This window comes from Kordiimonas sediminis (assembly GCF_014656395.1).
GTDB classification, from domain to species: Bacteria; Pseudomonadota; Alphaproteobacteria; order Sphingomonadales; family Kordiimonadaceae; genus Kordiimonas_A; species Kordiimonas_A sediminis.
Genome location: NZ_BNCI01000001.1, coordinates 912,078 through 929,791, shown reverse-complemented (window position 1 = coordinate 929,791; position 17,714 = coordinate 912,078). Strand labels below are relative to the sequence as shown.

16 protein-coding genes are annotated in these 17,714 nt (G+C 50.8%); 1 reads left to right on the top strand and 15 read right to left on the bottom strand.

All coding sequences use genetic code 11. From position 1 onward, the window contains the following. Positions 1-127: 127 nt before the first annotated feature. Positions 128-802 (top strand): DNA-3-methyladenine glycosylase I, encoded by a 675-nt coding sequence (locus IE181_RS04185; RefSeq protein ID WP_191250286.1) that lies wholly within the window; start codon positions 128-130, stop codon positions 800-802. Between the two features lie 70 nt (positions 803-872). Here the strand turns inward: IE181_RS04185 and IE181_RS04180 are convergent, their stop codons facing one another. From IE181_RS04180 to IE181_RS04110, 15 genes are all read right to left on the bottom strand, one after another. Then, positions 873-2,267: an NAD(P)H-dependent flavin oxidoreductase gene (locus IE181_RS04180; RefSeq protein ID WP_191250285.1), complete on the bottom strand. Its 1,395-nt coding sequence runs from the start codon at positions 2,265-2,267 to the stop codon at positions 873-875. Positions 2,268-2,385: 118 nt separating this feature from the next. Continuing rightward, the gene (pnp, locus tag IE181_RS04175) at positions 2,386-4,554 is read right to left on the bottom strand and encodes a polyribonucleotide nucleotidyltransferase (RefSeq protein WP_191250284.1); all 2,169 of its coding nucleotides are present in this window, start codon (positions 4,552-4,554) and stop codon (positions 2,386-2,388) included. Between the two features lie 228 nt (positions 4,555-4,782). Then, the gene (gene rpsO, locus IE181_RS04170; protein WP_191250283.1) at positions 4,783-5,052 is read right to left on the bottom strand and encodes a 30S ribosomal protein S15; all 270 of its coding nucleotides are present in this window, start codon (positions 5,050-5,052) and stop codon (positions 4,783-4,785) included. 16 nt (positions 5,053-5,068) lie between these two features. Further along, the gene (truB, locus tag IE181_RS04165) at positions 5,069-5,971 is read right to left on the bottom strand and encodes a tRNA pseudouridine(55) synthase TruB (protein ID WP_191250282.1); all 903 of its coding nucleotides are present in this window, start codon (positions 5,969-5,971) and stop codon (positions 5,069-5,071) included. 13 nt (positions 5,972-5,984) lie between these two features. Then, the gene (rbfA, locus tag IE181_RS04160) at positions 5,985-6,410 is read right to left on the bottom strand and encodes a 30S ribosome-binding factor RbfA (RefSeq protein WP_191250281.1); all 426 of its coding nucleotides are present in this window, start codon (positions 6,408-6,410) and stop codon (positions 5,985-5,987) included. Positions 6,411-6,447: 37 nt separating this feature from the next. Then, on the bottom strand, positions 6,448-9,072 hold the full coding sequence (gene infB, locus IE181_RS04155; RefSeq protein WP_191250280.1) for a translation initiation factor IF-2: 2,625 nt from the start codon (positions 9,070-9,072) through the stop codon (positions 6,448-6,450). Between the two features lie 50 nt (positions 9,073-9,122). After that, positions 9,123-9,758 (bottom strand): RNA-binding protein, encoded by a 636-nt coding sequence (locus IE181_RS04150; protein ID WP_191250279.1) that lies wholly within the window; start codon positions 9,756-9,758, stop codon positions 9,123-9,125. Between the two features lie 2 nt (positions 9,759-9,760). Next, on the bottom strand, positions 9,761-11,398 hold the full coding sequence (nusA, locus tag IE181_RS04145) for a transcription termination factor NusA (RefSeq protein ID WP_191250278.1): 1,638 nt from the start codon (positions 11,396-11,398) through the stop codon (positions 9,761-9,763). Between the two features lie 66 nt (positions 11,399-11,464). After that, positions 11,465-11,962, bottom strand: a complete 498-nt coding sequence (gene rimP / locus IE181_RS04140; protein WP_191250277.1) for a ribosome maturation factor RimP — start codon at positions 11,960-11,962, stop codon at positions 11,465-11,467. A gap of 195 nt (positions 11,963-12,157) precedes the next feature. Continuing rightward, positions 12,158-12,871 carry a tRNA (guanine(46)-N(7))-methyltransferase TrmB gene (trmB, locus tag IE181_RS04135; RefSeq protein ID WP_191250276.1) on the bottom strand — a complete coding sequence of 238 codons (714 nt, stop codon included), beginning with the start codon at positions 12,869-12,871 and terminating at the stop codon, positions 12,158-12,160. A 99-nt stretch (positions 12,872-12,970) separates the two neighbouring features. After that, positions 12,971-13,402: a helix-turn-helix domain-containing protein gene (locus IE181_RS04130; protein WP_191250275.1), complete on the bottom strand. Its 432-nt coding sequence runs from the start codon at positions 13,400-13,402 to the stop codon at positions 12,971-12,973. A gap of 142 nt (positions 13,403-13,544) precedes the next feature. Further along, on the bottom strand, positions 13,545-15,161 hold the full coding sequence (gene lnt / locus IE181_RS04125) for an apolipoprotein N-acyltransferase (protein WP_191250274.1): 1,617 nt from the start codon (positions 15,159-15,161) through the stop codon (positions 13,545-13,547). 3 nt (positions 15,162-15,164) lie between these two features. Beyond that, complete coding sequence (locus IE181_RS04120) at positions 15,165-16,040, bottom strand: hemolysin family protein (RefSeq protein WP_191250273.1); 876 nt, start codon at positions 16,038-16,040, stop codon at positions 15,165-15,167. Continuing rightward, entirely contained in the window at positions 16,037-16,627 is a 591-nt protein-coding gene (gene ybeY, locus IE181_RS04115; protein ID WP_191250272.1) for an rRNA maturation RNase YbeY, read from the bottom strand. The genes IE181_RS04120 and ybeY overlap by 4 nt, the downstream gene beginning before the upstream one ends. Then, a complete protein-coding gene (locus IE181_RS04110; protein ID WP_191251546.1) occupies positions 16,624-17,673 on the bottom strand; it encodes a PhoH family protein in 1,050 nt (349 codons plus the stop codon). The genes ybeY and IE181_RS04110 overlap by 4 nt, the downstream gene beginning before the upstream one ends. Positions 17,674-17,714: the final 41 nt, after the last annotated feature.

Sequence of the window (17,714 nt, the reverse complement as noted above, 5' to 3'; positions counted from 1 at the left end):
TTAAATGATCACTGGGCATCTGAACAATCTATTATACTTACCAATATAGAGGCAACGCCGTGTAACAAAAATATTGTCTGAAAACAATGTGAAGCACTATCATATCGACAAAAAAAGGGGCGAATGAATGCAAACCATAGACACACTGATAGATATGGCGGCCAGTTTCCGCGGTAGCCGTGCAGATATCGACGCCCTGATGCCGCAAATCAAAACCCCCGACGCCCTGCAGGCCGTGCCGGATGACCGAATATTGGCTGCGATGACCCGTGCCATTTTCCAGGCAGGCTTCAGCTGGAAAGTTATCGACAATAAATGGGACGGTTTTGAAGAAGCCTTCGAAGGGTTTGTACCAGTACGCTGGAAATTCATGTCTGACGATGATCTGGACAGCCTTCTGAAAGATACCCGGATCGTCCGCAATGGTCAGAAAATCATCACCGTGCGCGATAATGCCATTTTGCTCTGTGATCTTGAAGACGCTTACGGGTCGGCTGCTACCTGTATCGCTAACTGGCCGATGACGGACTTTATCGGCCTGCTCGACATGCTAAAAAAGCGGGGATCACGGCTTGGCGGCACGTCTGCGCAGTATTTCCTGCGCTCGATCGGGAAAGACGGCTGGGTATTTTCACGGGATGTAACAAAGGCCCTCATACGAGAAGGGGTCATTGACAAAAACCCCACGTCTAAATCCGCCCTAAGAAAAGTACAGACTGCCTTTGACACCTGGCACCAGGAAAGTGGCCGTCCGTACGCCCATATTTCCCGTATTTTAGCCCTAAGTGTCGGCCCTTTATAGGCAGCACCCACACCATGAAAAAGGCCGGTAAAAACCGGCCTTGAAATCACTGTAATTTCCAGTGCTGTCTTTAGTCACCTTCGACAATACGGTGCACCAGCTGTTTCACCGTTGGAATAAACCCGTTCGAATAGAATGGGTCTTCGGCAAAACGAAATGCGTTATGCCCTGCAAACACCAGATTCTTTTCAACAGACCCGTCATGGGCAACATCTTCCAACGTTTTCTGGATACAGAAACTGCGTGGATCCGCAAGCCGGCCCGTGCTGTTCTTTTCATTATCAGCCCAGCTAGAGAAACGACACTGGGACAAACACCCAACACAGTCCGTCTGGTCCTGCCGGATTTCTGACGCTTTATCGTTCGTAACAAAGATCAGGCTATTGTCAGGTGTCTTCATCACCGTGTCATACCCGTCCGCGATCCAGGCTTTCGCCTTTTCAACATCTTCGCCACGCACGAAATATTTCTTACGCTGAATGGTCAATTCCGTATTGAATTCCTCGTCCGGCTTTGGACCAAATGTAACCTGCCGGTCTGACCGGTCAACAAGCTCTCCAAGGAAGCTGTTTTTCACAGCACTGGAGAAGAACCCGGTCGGGCTGAACGTCTGCAAAAGAACATCACCTGGCTTAAGGCTCAGCAACTTCTGTTTCCAGCGATCAGAGATCGGGCTTTCTTTGGTCAAAAGAGGACGCGTGCCGAACTGGAACATAACCGGACCCAGTTCTTTGTTATCAATCCAGTCTTTCCACTCTTTCAGGTTCCAGACACCGCCAGCCATGATGATTGGCACATTATCCAGACCAAGCTTGCGCATAATCTGGCGCAGCTCAAGAACCCGTGGGTATGGATCACCCGGCTCGTTCGGGTCTTCAGCATTGGAAAGCCCGTTATGGCCGCCTGCGCGCCACGGATCTTCATACACAACGCCGCCCAGCAGATCGCCAAAATTTTTATAGGCCCGCGCCCACAAAAGACGGAAAGCACGCCCCGATGAAATAATCGGATAATAATGTGCACCGTATTTTGCTGACAATTCGCCTAGTTTAAACGGCATACCCGCACCGCACGTTACCCCGTGCACCATGCCTTTGGTTTTCTCCAGAACACCGTGCAGAATCTTCTGCGCGCCGCCGAGCTCCCAAAGCATGTTAATATTGATGTGGCCCTTACCGCCAGACAACTCCCAGGCCTTTTTAATCTGATCAATCGTACCCTGAATGGAATACTGGATCATTTCCTCATGCCGTTCACGACGGTTTTTGCCAAAATAATCGTGCGGAATTTTATTGCCGTCTGCATCATAGCTATCGGCCATAACCGCTGAAATCGTACCAATACCGCCAGCAGCAGCCCAAGGCCCGCTGCTATCCGCTGTTGATATCGCAACACCTTTACCACCTTCAATCAGTGGTAATACTTCCTTCCCGCCCACACGGATGGAATCAAGTGAAAAACTCATTCTATACTCCTGGGGTGTTATCCCCTGTTAGCCCTTCCCGGTTTTCCCCTCTACCAGGACACCGAACCGGCACGACTATATCATGCCGGTCATTGTTTGTTGAATCACGATCGTGCGTTTAGTCGCGACCACCCCGGCGTTTTGGTGCCGGAGACGCCTTTGGCGGGCGTGCATCAGGATCTTCTTCGCCAGTTTCCTGATTAACAACCCGCATGGACAGACGTACCTTACCACGTGGATCAACTTCAAGACACTTCACATATACTTCGTCACCTTCGTTCACAACGTCGGTAACTTTCTCTACGCGGTCTTCTTTCAGTTCAGAGATATGAACCAGACCATCTTTGCCGCCCATGAAGTTTACAAAGGCACCAAAGTCCTTAATGCCAACAACCTTACCTTTGTAGATTGTGCCAACTTCTGGTTCTGCAACGATACCGATGATCCATGCTTTCGCAGCTTCAATCTCAGCCAGGTCGCTTGAAGAAATCTTGACGGTGCCGTCATCTTCAATATTGACCTTCGCGCCTGTCTTTTCAACGATTTCACGGATTACTTTACCGCCTGTACCAATCACTTCACGGATTTTATCCGTTGGGATTGACATGCTTTCAATACGTGGAGCATGCGCAGACAGCTCGTCCCGTGCACCTGTCAGAGCCTTGTTCATTTCGTCAAGGATGTAGGCACGACCGCCACCGGCCTGTTCCAATGCTTTTTCCATGATCTCGCGGGTAATGCCAGTGATCTTGATATCCATCTGCAGTGCAGTGATACCTTCTGTTGTACCAGCAACCTTAAAGTCCATATCACCCAGATGATCCTCGTCACCCAGAATATCAGACAGAACGGCAAACTCGTCACCTTCCTTGATCAGGCCCATTGCAATACCGGACACAGGGCGGGTGATTGGAACACCAGCGTCCATCATGGACAGTGATGCACCACAAACCGACGCCATAGAGGAAGAACCATTTGATTCTGTGATTTCTGACACAATACGAATTGTGTAAGGGAAATCTTCCTTGGACGGCAGAACCGCATTTACCGCACGCCACGCCAGTTTACCGTGACCGATTTCACGGCGACCGGTAAAGCCAACACGGCCACATTCACCAACAGAGAAAGGTGGGAAGTTATAGTGCAGCATGAAGTTCGACTTGTATGTGCCTTCCAGGCTGTCGATCATCTGTTCGTCATCAGCGGTACCGAGTGTTGCAACCACAAGACCCTGCGTTTCACCGCGTGTGAACAGCGCAGAACCGTGCGTACGCGGCAGAACACCAACCTCAGAGGAGATGGCACGAACCTGATCCAGGTTACGACCGTCGATACGCTTGCGTGTTTTCAGAATGTTACCGCGGACGATGTCGCTTTCAAGTTTCTTCAGAAGATCACCGACCATTTGTTCTGTCAGTTCTTCATCAGCTTCAAGCGTCTCCGCCAGTGCGGCATAGACTTTGTCTTTTGTCGCATTAATAGAAGCAACGCGATCCTGCTTTGTTGTGATCTCATACGCAGCACGCAGGTCAGCTTCAGCCAGCTCAGCAATCTTTGCTTTCAGATCTGTCAGGTCTTTTTCTTCTGGCAGTTCCCATGGATCTTTCGCCGCTACTTCAGCAAGCTCGATGATCGCATTGATAACTTTCTGCTGCTCTTCGTGACCAAAGTTCACAGCACCAAGCATCACATCTTCTGACAGTTCTTTTGCTTCTGATTCAACCATCAGAACTGCATCACGGGTACCTGCAACTGACAGCTCAAGCTCGCTTTCGCGAATTTCGTCAAGCGTTGGGTTCAGAATGTATTCGCCGTCCTTATAGCCTACTTTCGCAGCACCAATTGGGCCCATGAAAGGAATACCGGACAACGTCAGCGCAGCAGACGCACCAACCATTGCAACGATGTCGCTGTCATTTTCCATATCATGGCTGACAACGGTACAGATTACCTGCACTTCATTTTTAAAGCCCTTCGGGAAAAGAGGACGAATCGGACGGTCAATCAACCGGCTGATCAGTGTTTCTTTTTCTGTTGGACGTGCTTCTCTTTTGAAATAGCCACCCGGGATTTTACCCGCTGCATAATATTTCTCTGTATAGTTCACTGTGAGCGGGAAAAAGTCCTGCCCAGGACGGACTGACCGTGCGCCAACAACAGTACACAATACTGTTGTGTCGCCGTAAGTTGCCATAACGGCGCCGTCTGCTTGTCTTGCTACATGGCCGGTTTCCAGTACGAGAGTGCGACCACCCCACTCGATTTCTTTACGATGTATATCAAACATATTTTAAACCTTATTGCGGATCACACGGTTAACAGTTTCCATCCAGTATGATCCCGGCATGACCCCTATGGCCATACCCCGCTTATAAAATACAGGCACCAATGGCGCCTGTCGGACACGTCATTGTGTCAAATGTAGTGTTTGGTTTTAAAGGAAACTACAAACAAAATCAAAGGCCCTAAAAAACCTGGGCCAGCCCGATGAGGCTGGCCCATTCTTTGATCTAATTTACTTTCTGAGGCCAAGGGCACCGATAAGCTTCGTGTAACGAGCTTCGTCCTTGCGCTTCAGGTAGTCAAGAAGACTACGACGCTGGTTTACCAGCTTGATAAGGCCACGACGGGAATGGTTATCCTTTTTGTGTTCCTTAAAATGCTCGGTCAGGTTCACGATACGCTCAGTCAGTACAGCAACCTGTACTTCCGGAGATCCTGTATCGCCGTCTTTGACGCCGTATTCTTTGATCAGTTCTTGTTTACGTTCAGCAGTAATCGACATCGTCTTCTCCTTAAGTTTACATATTGAAGACCCGAACCGGCTTAATCGTCCCATCTTCAAGAGCCTCAGCGATTGCAATCGGTGTTGCTCCGTCCGTTAACACAACCGTGCCTGGTCGGTCTGCTGCGCCCAGAATTGATCCGCCATGTTTAATGCGGATCGCGTCTTCTTCCGAAATGGCAAGAGCCGGGATGTCGTCCAGCGCTGTCATAACAGGAAGTATATACGCAGCAGCGGGCGCACTATGGCCCAACTCCTCAAGTTTTTCCAGTGAAATTGCGTCTTTTTCGCTAAATGGACCAACCCGTGTTCGTCTAAGAATGGATACATGCCCAAAAGTCCCCAAACCAAGCGCAATATCCCGTGCCAGTGACCGTACATACGTGCCTTTACCACACGTAACTTCAAAGTCACTCCACCCCTCAGACCTATCATAGCCAACATGCCTAAGATTATGAATTTGCACGATTCTTTCCTGCAATTCGACCGTCTTACCCGCCCGTGCAAGAGCATAGGCCCGCTGCCCGTCCACCTTGATCGCACTATAGGCTGGCGGCACTTGTCCAATTTCCCCCATGAAGGAGGGCAGAATATCCTCTATTTCCTGTTTTTCAGGAACCCGGCCACCGTCTGCGACTACCTCGCCTTCACAATCGTCCGAATCGGTCGCCGTGCCCCATGCAACACGGAAAGTATATACTTTGGTGCTATCAACAATGAAGGGCATCGTCTTGGTTGCTTCGCCAAGACCGACAGGCAAAATACCAGACGCCAGCGGGTCCAGTGTACCCCCATGACCCGCTTTTTGGGCCTGGGTGATACGGCGCACTTTACCGACCACTTGAGAACTGGACATGTGCAGGGGCTTGTCAATGACAAGCCACCCATCCACCTTATCTCCCTTGCGGCGACGTCCCATGCGCAAGTACTACTTATTCTGTGGAATCGTCGGAATCAGCAGGCACAACCTTTGTATCGCGCACAACTTTCGGGTCCCGCAATATCTGGTCAATATGCGTTGCCTCATCAAAACTGTCATCCAGTTTGAACCGCAACTTAGGCATATATTTCATATGAACCATCTTGCTCATCTGACCGCGGATAAAGGCTGAATTTGTATTCAGCGCCTTCGTTACAACCAGTTTAGGGTCGCCCCCAAGAGGCATGATAAACACGGTGGCGTTCCTCAGGTCAGGGCTGACCCTGACCTCTGACACCGTGACGGAAACACCTTCCAGTGCTTCATCATGGACCATACCACGTGACAAAACTGTAGAAATGGCGTGACGAATATTTTCGCCAACCCGTAACAGGCGGAGCGATGGCCCGCCTGAGGATTCATGGTCTGACTTGCTCATTGTCTTTCCAGATCATTCAGAAAGATCAGCGCCCCACCTAGAGGGTACGCTGAACTTCTTTCAGCTGATAAACTTCAACGACATCACCTGTACGGAAGTCATGATAGTTTTCAAAGGTCAAACCACATTCCTGACCGGATTTAACCTCGTTCACATCATCCTTGAATCGGCGCAGGTTATCAATCTGCCCTTCGTAGATAATGACACTATCACGCAGAATACGCGCTTTACAGTCATTGCGGATCGAGCCTTCAAGCACCTGACAACCAGCTGCCTTGCCGATCTTGCCAGCGGTAAAGACATCTTTAATCTCGGCCTGACCAATAACATTTTCTTCATATTCTGGGCCAAGCTGACCAGCCATTGCCGCCTTCACATCATCAATCAGTTCATAGATGATGGAGTAATATTTAATCGGAACACCTTCGGTTTCTGCCGCGTCACGAGCCTGCTTATTTGGCCGTACGTTAAAGCCAACGATCAGGGCACCAGAAGCCGCCGCAAGGGCAATATCTGTCTCGGTAATACCACCAACAGCACCGTGAATAACCCGACATTCAATGTCATCGTTACCCGCTTTTTCAAGCGCCTGGGTAATTGCCTCCACAGAACCCTGCACGTCTGCTTTAAGGACAACATCAAACTGTGTAGCCTGATTTTCCTTGATATGGCTGAACATGGATTCGAGTGTTTTAGGTGCTGCACCTGCTGCCTGACGCTTCTTGAGCTTCTCGCCCTGACGGTAGTCAGTAACTTCACGCGCTCTGGATTCGTTTTCAACAACTGCAAATTCATCCCCGGCACCTGGCGTGCCATTCAGGCCCAGAACCTCTACCGGCTGACTTGGTCCAGCTTCCTGTACCTGCTCGCCGCGGTCATTAACCAGCGCACGCACACGGCCCCATTCAGCACCAGCAACAAAGATATCACCAACACGCAGTGTCCCGCGCTGAACCAGTACTGTTGCTACAGGACCACGGCCCTTGTCCAGTTTTGCTTCCACAACCACACCTTCTGCAGGGCGGTCAGGGTTTGCTTTCAACTCCAGCAGTTCAGCCTGCAGATGAATCTGCTCTTTCAAGGCATCAAGACCGATACCTTTCAGGGCAGAAACCTCTACTTCCTGCACATCACCAGAATAGCTTTCCACAACAACAGAGTGCTGCAACAGCTCCTGACGCACACGATCAGGGTTCGAACCTTCCCGGTCAATCTTGTTGATGGCCACAATCATTGGCACATCCGCAGCCTTGGCGTGGTTGATCGCCTCAATCGTTTGCGGCATCACGCCGTCATCTGCAGCAACCACAAGAACCACAATATCTGTCACACTGGCACCGCGGGCACGCATTTGCGTAAAGGCCGCGTGACCAGGTGTATCAAGGAAGGTCAACTTCTGGCCGCCTTCAACCTCAACCTGATACGCGCCGATATGCTGGGTGATACCGCCTGCTTCGCCGGACACTACATTTGCTTTCCGCAAAGCATCCAGAAGCGACGTTTTACCGTGGTCAACGTGGCCCATAACCGTAATGATCGGTGCCCGTGCCTGAAGTGTCTCCGGCGCATCTTCTTCACCAAACAGACCGATTTCCACATCTGATTCGGAGACACGCTTAACTGTGTGACCGTATTCTTCAACAACCAGTTCAGCAGTATCCTGATCCAGAGACTGGTTGATGGTGGCCATAACGCCCATCCCCATCAATGTCTTGATAACAGACGTTGCTTTTTCTGCCATCCGGCTCGCAAGTTCCTGAACGGTAATTGCTTCTGGCAGTACTACTTCACGTGCCTGCTTTGGCTGCGTATCAACAGGCCCCATTGCCTGACGTTTTTGTTTCGCCTGCGCACGTTTAAAGGCTGCAAGACTACGCTGACGACCATCACCATCATCAAAGGCGCGATTGACGCTTAAGCGACCACCCTTGCGGCGATCATCACCGGCGCCACGCGCTGGGCGACGTACTTCTGCCTGGCCTGGCTTCTTATCCTTGGCCTTCTTGCCTTTCTTAGCCGCAGGACGATCTTCAGTAGCCGCCGGATCAGCAGCTTTACGCGCTTCATTTGCTTTACGAAGCTGAACCGCACGGGCTTCCAACTCAGCCTTGCGTTTCGCTTCAGCTTCCTGGCGATCTTTTTCAGCACGGTCCTGTTCAGCTTTTTTAGTAGCTTCTTCTTCAGCTTTCTTCGCAGCAGTTTTTGCAGCCTTTTCCTTAGCTGCGGACTCTGCGGCCTTACGGGCTTCAGCATCAGCATCATAAGCAGCTTTCTCGGCCGCTTCTTTTTTCTTGCGCTCAGCTTCTTCCTTGGCACGACGCTCTTCGTCAGCCTTCCGCTGCAAGGCTTCTTCTTCCGCGCGTTTCTTCGCTTCTTCGAGAACCTTTGCCCGGATTTCCAGTTCTTTTTGCGACAGGGTGCCCGGACCTTCTTCAGCAGCCTTTTTCGGCTGATAAGACTGTGGCTTGGCAGGCGTGCTGGCTGGTGCCGCCGCTGTATCAGCTGCAGAACCTTTCTTCAGAATACGCTTCTTCTTTTTTTCGACCACTACCGCTTTGGTACGGCCTTGGCTGTAGCTCGGCCGAGCTTTACCAGAGTCCGAACCTTTGTTGACGCCCAAAGTAGCGCGTCCGGAAAGCGTCAGTTTCTTGTCATCGGTCATAGTCGTCTTCGTTCCTTTACACCGCACCCATCCGTCCTGTCGGGGGATGGTCAGTCTTCATCGGCAGTATTTCTGCCTATTCCTTCCAGTCGGCCCAAATCAGCCAACAACACGTCCGCTCCGCCACTTTTATACACTATAGCATGGACCACATTGTCCTTGCCAAGGGCGCAGCTAAGGTCATCACGGTTGAAGATTCTGCATATTCGAACCTCCAGGCCAATGGTAGACCGCATTTTTCTTTCACCATCCTCGCTGCCATCACTGGCATGCAGAAGAAGGACCGGCTTTTTGGCGCCGGACTTGCCAAGGTCGGCCTTGATTTTATCAAAGCCGGTCATCACATTGCCTGCGCGCTGTTCCAGACCCAAACGGTCCATCACTCTTTTGCGCAGAAGCTTTTCAAGCACATCCAGCATGTCGTCTCCAACTTGCTGGGCAGAGACTTTTTGCTTCAAAGCCCTGCTGGCTGCACTGAAAAGCGCCCCTTTTTCAAGGGCCTTTTCTATCAGGTCACGGTCAGCCTGTATCCACAGGCCCCGTCCCGGTAATTTTTCTGCCACATCCGGGACCAACTGGTCATCCGGGGAAAGGACGAAACGCACCATCCTTTCCTTCGGCAGGGTTTCCCGCGTCAGGATGCAGCGTCTTTCTGTCTGCTTTTCACGTCCCAACGCTGCCACCATTATCAAGCCTCTGGGCTGACGCTTTCCTCTGCAGCTGCTTCAGTAGCAGCCAAGGCCTCACCTTCTTCGGGTGCGGCTTCTGTCTCGGCGTCTTCACCGCTACCAAACGCTTCTTCTGCAGAAATCCAGCCCAGCGCCACTCGACCAGACATGATCATGTCACTTGCTTCCTGCTCTTCAAGACCGAAATCTTTCAGGATACCGTCTTCCTTGCTGGTCAGTTCATCCGCTGCACAGTAAGAGAAATCTTCAAGCGTTTTAATGTCCGCTTCACCCAGCGCAACCAGCATAGACGGCGTCAAACCTTCCATATCTGCAAGATCGTCAGAAACGCCAAGCTCGATACGCTTCTCGTCAGCGGCACGGGCTTCTGCTTCCAGTACATCTGTTGCACGGCGCTGCAGTTCTTCCACGAGACCATCATCAAAGCCTTCAACAGCCAGAAGCTCTTCAGCTTCGACATAGGCAATTTCTTCAAGCTCGGTAAAGCCTTCTGCTACAAGAAGATGCGCAAGTGTATCATCCACATCAAGGGCATCCATGAAGCGCTGACTTTGGGCCATGAACTCTTCCTGGCGACGCTCAGACTCTTCTGCCTCGGTCATAATGTCGATAGTCCAGCCCGTCAGCTGGGATGCAAGACGCACATTCTGACCACGGCGACCAATTGCCAGAGACAGTTGATCATCAGGCACAACAACCTCTACGCGGGAACGCTCTTCATCAAGAACCACCTTGGATACATCCGCAGGCTGCAGGGCATTCACAATGAAGGTTGCCACATCTTCAGACCACGGAATAATATCAATCTTCTCGCCCTGCAGTTCGTTCACAACTGCCTGAACGCGGGAACCACGCATACCAACACAGGCGCCGACCGGATCAATGGATGCATCGTTTGACACAACCGCAATCTTCGCACGGCTACCAGGATCACGCGCCACAGACTTAATCTGGATGATGCCGTCATAAATTTCTGGCACTTCTTGCGAGAACAGAGCAGCCATAAAATCAGGCTTGGTGCGAGACATGAAAATCTGCGGGCCACGGTTTTCACGGCGCACATCGTAGATGATACCGCGAATACGCTCATTCTGGCGGATATGTTCGCGCGGAATAACCTGATCGCGGCGCATAATTGCCTCGGCCTTACCAAGGTCAACAATCACATTGCCGTATTCAACACGCTTTACGACACCTGTCACAGTTTCGTTCACGCGGTCCTTATAGTCATCATACTGGCGCTGACGCTCTGCATCGCGAACCTTTTGTACGATAACCTGTTTGGCTGTTTGTGCCGCGATACGACCAAAATCCATTGGAGGCAGAGACGAGGCAAGGTAATCACCAACCGCTGCATCAGGCTTGTCAAGACGTGCTTCCACGAGGCTGATCTGAACCGCTGGCTCTTCCACCTCTTCCACAACTTCCAAAACCCGGAACAAACGAATATCGCCGTTAGTTTTGTCAATCTGGGCACGAATTTCATTTTCAGCACCGTAGCGTGACCGCGCTGCCTTTTGAATAGCCTCTTCCATTGCTTCGATAACAATGTCTTTGTCAATCGACTTCTCACGCGCAACCGCATCCGCAATTTGCAAGAGTTCCAGCCTGTTTGCACTGACAGCTGTAGCCATCATCTTTACTCCATCGTCAGTTGAACCTCCCGGGCTCAACAAGGTCAATATATCAGTTCGCGTTCCTGACTACTCACTCTCTGAACGCTTATTCTCCACTGCCTGCATCAATTCATCCGTCAGCAACAATTTTGCTTTTTGGACATCGTCAAACGGCAAGATTACATCGCCGTCTTCCAGTGCAAGCGTAAGATCATTTCCCTCAAGTGATTTCAGAATACCCCGAAACCGGCGCCGGTCCGCAATCTGGGTTTTCATCTCTACCTTGGCATCAAACCCGAGCCAGCGCTCAAAGTCCTTACGTCTGGTCAGAGGGCGGTCAATTCCAGGGGAACTAACCTCCAGCAGATATTCGCCGGGTAGCGGGTCCTCAACATCAAGAAGCGCAGACACCTCACGCGACAACCGCGCACAGTCGTCAACGCTCATGGTACCGTCCGGACGTTCCGCCATAATCTGAAGCGTAGGCTTGCGGCCACCACCATAGGTCACGCGAATTAGCTCGAAGCCAAGCGACTCGACAGTGGGCTCAATCAGTCCCGCAACACCATAATCAGCATCACTCAAAAGAGCAGTCCTTTCTTTGTTCTCCCAAGCTCAATACACCTGAGCCAACACAAAAAAGTGGGCAACCGCCCACCTCGAATAGATTAGGTACTCAAGGAGAAGTGAGCCCTATATACTCTTAAGTGGAGCTGGGAGCAACCCCGAATTCAGCCGTCTACCAGCTTTAGCTGCTTTTACAGCGTGAAAACGGATATTCTAGACCCGTTTATAGCGAAAATAGACTGCCGGACGGCCTTCGCGCAGGGATTTCGCCTCATAGCGCGTCTCACACCAATCATCCGGGCGAATCCGCCAATCGGATGGTCTTTCTGCCTGCCAGACAAAATCATCCCGGTGCGACATCTGGATCGCGGTCCATTCGCGGTAACCTGCGTGATCTGTCCCTACCCGCAGCTCTCCGCCCGGGCGAATGATTCTCGCCAGATCGTCAAGATTATGCTTATTTACAAAACGACGTCTGGCATGGCGTCTTTTCCGCCAGGGGTCGGGATGCAACAGAAACACCCGGTCAACACTGGCATCCGGCAGCTTCCAGATAACATGTCGGGCATCATCCGCATAAACACGGATATTATCGATACCTTCCTCGTCAATTTTACTCAGCAGACCAACAGTGCCGTTGATATATGGTTCACAGCCAATAAAGCCAACATCGGGATTACGCTCTGCCTGCCAGGCCATATGCTCGCCTTTGCCAAACCCAATCTCCAGCCAGATTTTCTTGGCGGCCGGAAACAATGAAACAGGATCAAATGCCGCGTCTCCTTCCGGCAGGTTCACAGAAATAGACGGCAGAAGATCATCCATCAGACTTTGTTTGCGGTCTGACAGGGCATGACTTTTACGGCGCCCGAAAAAACGTTGTTCCGGCTTTTTAAAGGATGATGTGTCTGGTGTATCTTTGCTCATAGTGCCCCTATAGCCTATTGAAACGCAGGGGTCCAGCGCTAGATATCACCTTCTGATGACGTCGTGATATGGCCTGTGAAACAGGCGCTTCCTGAAGACTTAATCGTCAGCACCGGAAGACCGGTTGACTTCTTCCTGTTCTGCGTCACCGATCGCAAGAACCAAATCCATAAGGCGGGCACGGACAGAAGGGTCAGTGATTTTCTCAAACACACGCACCAGTTCAATGGTTTCCCGTTTTGAATATCCGCTCTCAGCCTCAAAAGGGGTTGCTTCATCAGCCATGCCCTTTTTGCCGTATCCTTCTATTTCCTCAGGCATTTCATCGAAGAAATACGCAGGCTCTACCCCCAGGACATTGGCAATTTCAACCAAACGGCTGGCCCCAATACGGTTTGTACCACGTTCATATTTCTGAATTTGCTGGAACGTTAATCCCAATGCCTGACCCAGACCATCCTGGGTAAGGCCCAACAATGTCCGCCTTAGCCTGACTCTGGACCCCACATGAACATCAATTGGATCTGGCATGTCACCCCTCTACTAACAACACTACAGGTAGATGTATTCTATCTTTATTATAGAATTAACCATGAGCAATACGATTAATTTAGAGTCAGCACAATATTTATTTGTTTTTCCATGTAATCGCTCAGAATTACTTACTATTTATTTAGTTTGTTTTTCTTTTTTCTATTATAAAGAGAATAATCAAAAGAAATATTAAGAAACCCGCCAGAATCAGAATTTTTGATGCCGTAGGCACCAAAGGAGCTTCCAACGCTTTTGGCAGGTTAACATTCATTGTGCCGGTAGTATTCAGACCAAGCTTGGACAGTGTCCTGCCGTATGGATCAACCATGGCACTGATGCCAGTGCTGGTACTGCGCAGTAGCGGCAGCCCTTCTTCAATTGCCCGAAACCGCGACAAAGCCAGATGTTGATACGGGCCTTCAGTCAGGCCAAACCATCCATCATTGGAAATATTCAACAACCATTCTGGCCGATTAGACGGGTCGGTCACAGCCCCGGGGAAAATCGCCTCGTAACAAATCAGGGGCGAGAAGGATGGAACGCCGGGCAGTTTTATCGTCTGCGGGCCGGGACCACCAGCAAAGGGAGCCCCACCGACCATCTGTGCTATGCCCAGTTTTTCCAACAGTGAAGCAAAGGGCAAGTATTCGCCAAATGGAACAAGGTGTGTTTTGTCGTACCGAGCGTATAAGTTGGCATTACTATTTACCGCGAACAAACTATTATAATAGGTCAGATTGCCATTCTGAACTTCATACCGCGGTGCGCCGACCAGGGCGTATGATCCTGCCTCCAGTACTTGTGATACCCGCCAACGGACAACAGACCCTTCCCGGTCAAAGTTTTCGCGCTGGACAGAGGTTTCAGGCCAAATAAGAAGTTTGGCGCCCTCTGCGATACCCTCTTCACTATTGCCCCGCGACAATTGCAGATGCTTGTCAAAATGGTCTTCAATCAGATAGGAAATCCATTTTTCACGTTGCTTCACATTTGCCTGTACCACCTTGATCAGCACATTATTATGGAAATCGACCGACGCCGCCCCAAGGCGCACATAGCCGTATGTGAACTGCACACTAAGTAGCGCCGCCGCAAACAGCGACAAGGTTAGCCGGTCTTTAAGCGCCATATCTGACCGAAAGGCATAGATAAGACAGCCTGCTGCCAGAACCGTCACAAAGCTAAGACCATATACACTTCCTATATAGGCTGCCTGTGCCATCAGGGACCAGTCCGCCCACAGGGAGCCAACCACATGCCACGGAAACCCGGTAAAAAGTGTACCGCGCGCCATTTCAAACAACGTCCACAGGACAGCAAACAACAGGATACGCCAACCCGATCGGGGCCATAGCCGCCAACACAGGGCAAAAAGCAGCCCTGTATATATAGACAACACGCCGGCAAGACATAATATAGCCAGCGGTGCCAGCATAACCGGCACGGCATCTTGCTGTGTGAAGCTATACCCAACCCAGGTAAGTCCGGTTGCGAACAGGCCAAAGCCGCCCCACCAACCAACAACATACGCCTGCGCCGTTGACTTTAGACGGTCGATCAACAGTATCCAGACAGGAAAAACCAGAAAAACCGCAGGGAAAAAATTATAAGGCGAGAAGGTCCGAGACAGGAACACGCCCATCAGAAAACTAAGGAAATAAAGCCCCACCGTTTTGCGTGCAAAAAAATCAACCATGGCTTCCATGATGCCGGTTGGTGACTGAGTGTCCGGGTGTCTGCCTACCTGATCCGTCACACGCTATTCCTGATGGGGCGCGTGAATTCGCACCTTTCGAATACGGCGCGGGTCGGCATCAATAATTTCAAACCGGTATCCGGATTCGTGATCAATCATTTCGCCAATTTCCGGTACATGGCCCGCGAGACTAAATACCAATCCGCCCAGCGTATCGAAATATTCGTCTTCGTCACTGGAAATGGCGACGCCAAGCGCCTCCTCCAGTTCAACAATTTCAAGGCGTGCGTCGGCATCATACTTGCCGTTACCAAGCGTCACAAAATCCGGCTCTTCCTCCTGATCGTGCTCGTCTTCAATATCACCCACGATCTCTTCAACCAGGTCTTCGATGGTCAAAAGGCCGTCAGTACCACCATATTCATCCACCACAATTGCCATGTGCGTTCGACTTGCGCGCATCTTCGCCAGCAAATCCATAACCTTCATGGCAGGGGATACAAACAGAACCGGACGGGATATCTGGGATACACGAAAACTCGTCACATCCCCTTCATCCGCGATGATTTTCAGGGCGTCTTTGACGTGCACCATCCCCATAACATCATCAAGCGAATCACGGTACACCGGAATACGGCTATGGCCTGCACCAGAGAAAAGTTTAATCAGATCACCAAATTCTGTCTCAAGGCTGACGGCGACAATATCAGCACGCGGCACCATAATATCGCTTACGCGCAGGGCACCATATTCAAGAATGTTGAACAGCATTACCCGTTCGCCATCACCAAGAACCTGAGAGTTGGTTTCTTCTTCATGTTCTTCGATCGCTTCTTCCAGACTTTCACGCAGGGAGATCTCAGGCGAACTTTTAAACAGGTTGATAAACCGATTCCACAGCGACTCGCTGTCCTGTACTGATTCGATCTCTGTACTCATACAGCTGCCTCCACCACAGCATAAGGGTCTGAAATGCCGAAAGACTGCAGGATACGTTTTTCCAGCGCTTCCATCTCCTCGGCTTCATCTTCTTCAATATGGTCATACCCCAGAAGGTGTAAAAGACCGTGAACCAAAAGATGGTGCAAATGATGAACGAATTTTTTGTTTTGCGCCATCGCTTCTTCAGCCACAACACCGTACGTTATGATAATATCACCAAACATAACCGGTGGGCCGCCACGCTTGGCAAGCGCCGTATAGTCATTGAGCATATCCGGGTCACACCCAGGAAAAGACAAGACATTGGTCGGTTTGTTTTTATCCCGATATTCAGCGTTTAGCTGCTGGATTTCATCGTCATCCACGAAAGAAAAAGAAATCTCGCCCGGTATATCGGACTTGATGCCGATGGCACCAAAGACCGCCGGCACCGTTTTTTCAATTAGAGAATGGCACAGACCAGTCCTGTCCCATGCAGCAGAACGGATTGAAATATCTATTTGAACATCCCCATACCGCAACGGGTGGGGGTCATCATCATCACTGTCATTCATGGCTTGCGCCGCAATCGTCGGGGCCGTCATCTTCCGTCATCTTCGCCGTAGGCATCAACAATTTCTGCCACCAGTGGGTGTCTTACGACATCTTCCCCTGTAAATCTAGTCACAGCAATTGATTTTACCGGTCGCAGGATATCCAGTGCATGTACAAGGCCCGACCGCGTGCCTCGCGGCAGGTCAACCTGACTTGGGTCACCACAGATAACCATACGACTGTTTTCCCCAAAACGGGTCAAAAACATCTTCATCTGCATGGGGGTCGTATTTTGCGCCTCGTCCAAAATTACAAAGGCATTCGCCAGTGTCCGTCCCCGCATATAAGCCAAGGGCGCGATTTCAATCTGATTGCTGGCCAGGCGTTTTTCCACCTGCTCGGCTGGCATCATATCATACAGCGCATCATACAGCGGCCGCAAGTAAGGGTCGACCTTCTCCTTCAAATCCCCCGGCAAGAAGCCAAGGTTTTCACCAGCTTCAACCGCCGGTCGGGACAGGATAATCCGGTCAACTTCACCGGCAAGCATCCGCGACACAGCCATTGCAACAGCAAGGTAGGTTTTACCGGTACCCGCAGGGCCAACACCAAACACCATTTCAGTCTGAAACAGTTTTCGTACATAATCGGCCTGCCCCGGTGACCGCGGCATAATAATCCGGTTACGGGTTGTGATTTTCAGGTCCGCCACTTTAGTCGGCCGTGCATCGTTGCCGCGTGCCACGATAGGGCTCGGTTCAGCCGGTGTGTCGAGGACATCAACCATATTCAGCGCACCGTCCACATCGCCAATATCCAGATCAGGTCGACGTGTCGCCTGATCATACAGATCTTCCAGGACTCTCTGTGCCATAACAGCACGGTCGTGAGCACCCTCAATCGCGATGCGGTTACCACGATTGATAAGCACAACACCAAGGCGCTGTTCTATTCTGGCAAGATTTTTGTCATGCTGTCCAAAAACAGTGGCGGCAAGACGGTTATCTGCAAACTCAACCACAATGGGCTGGGTGGAGGAAGGTGTGCTGCGACCGGATGATTTTTCATCCTGGGTCGCTCTGGCCTTGGCATACATAGTCAAGTGGTCTGAAATCCTTTTAACTACACGGTATCAGG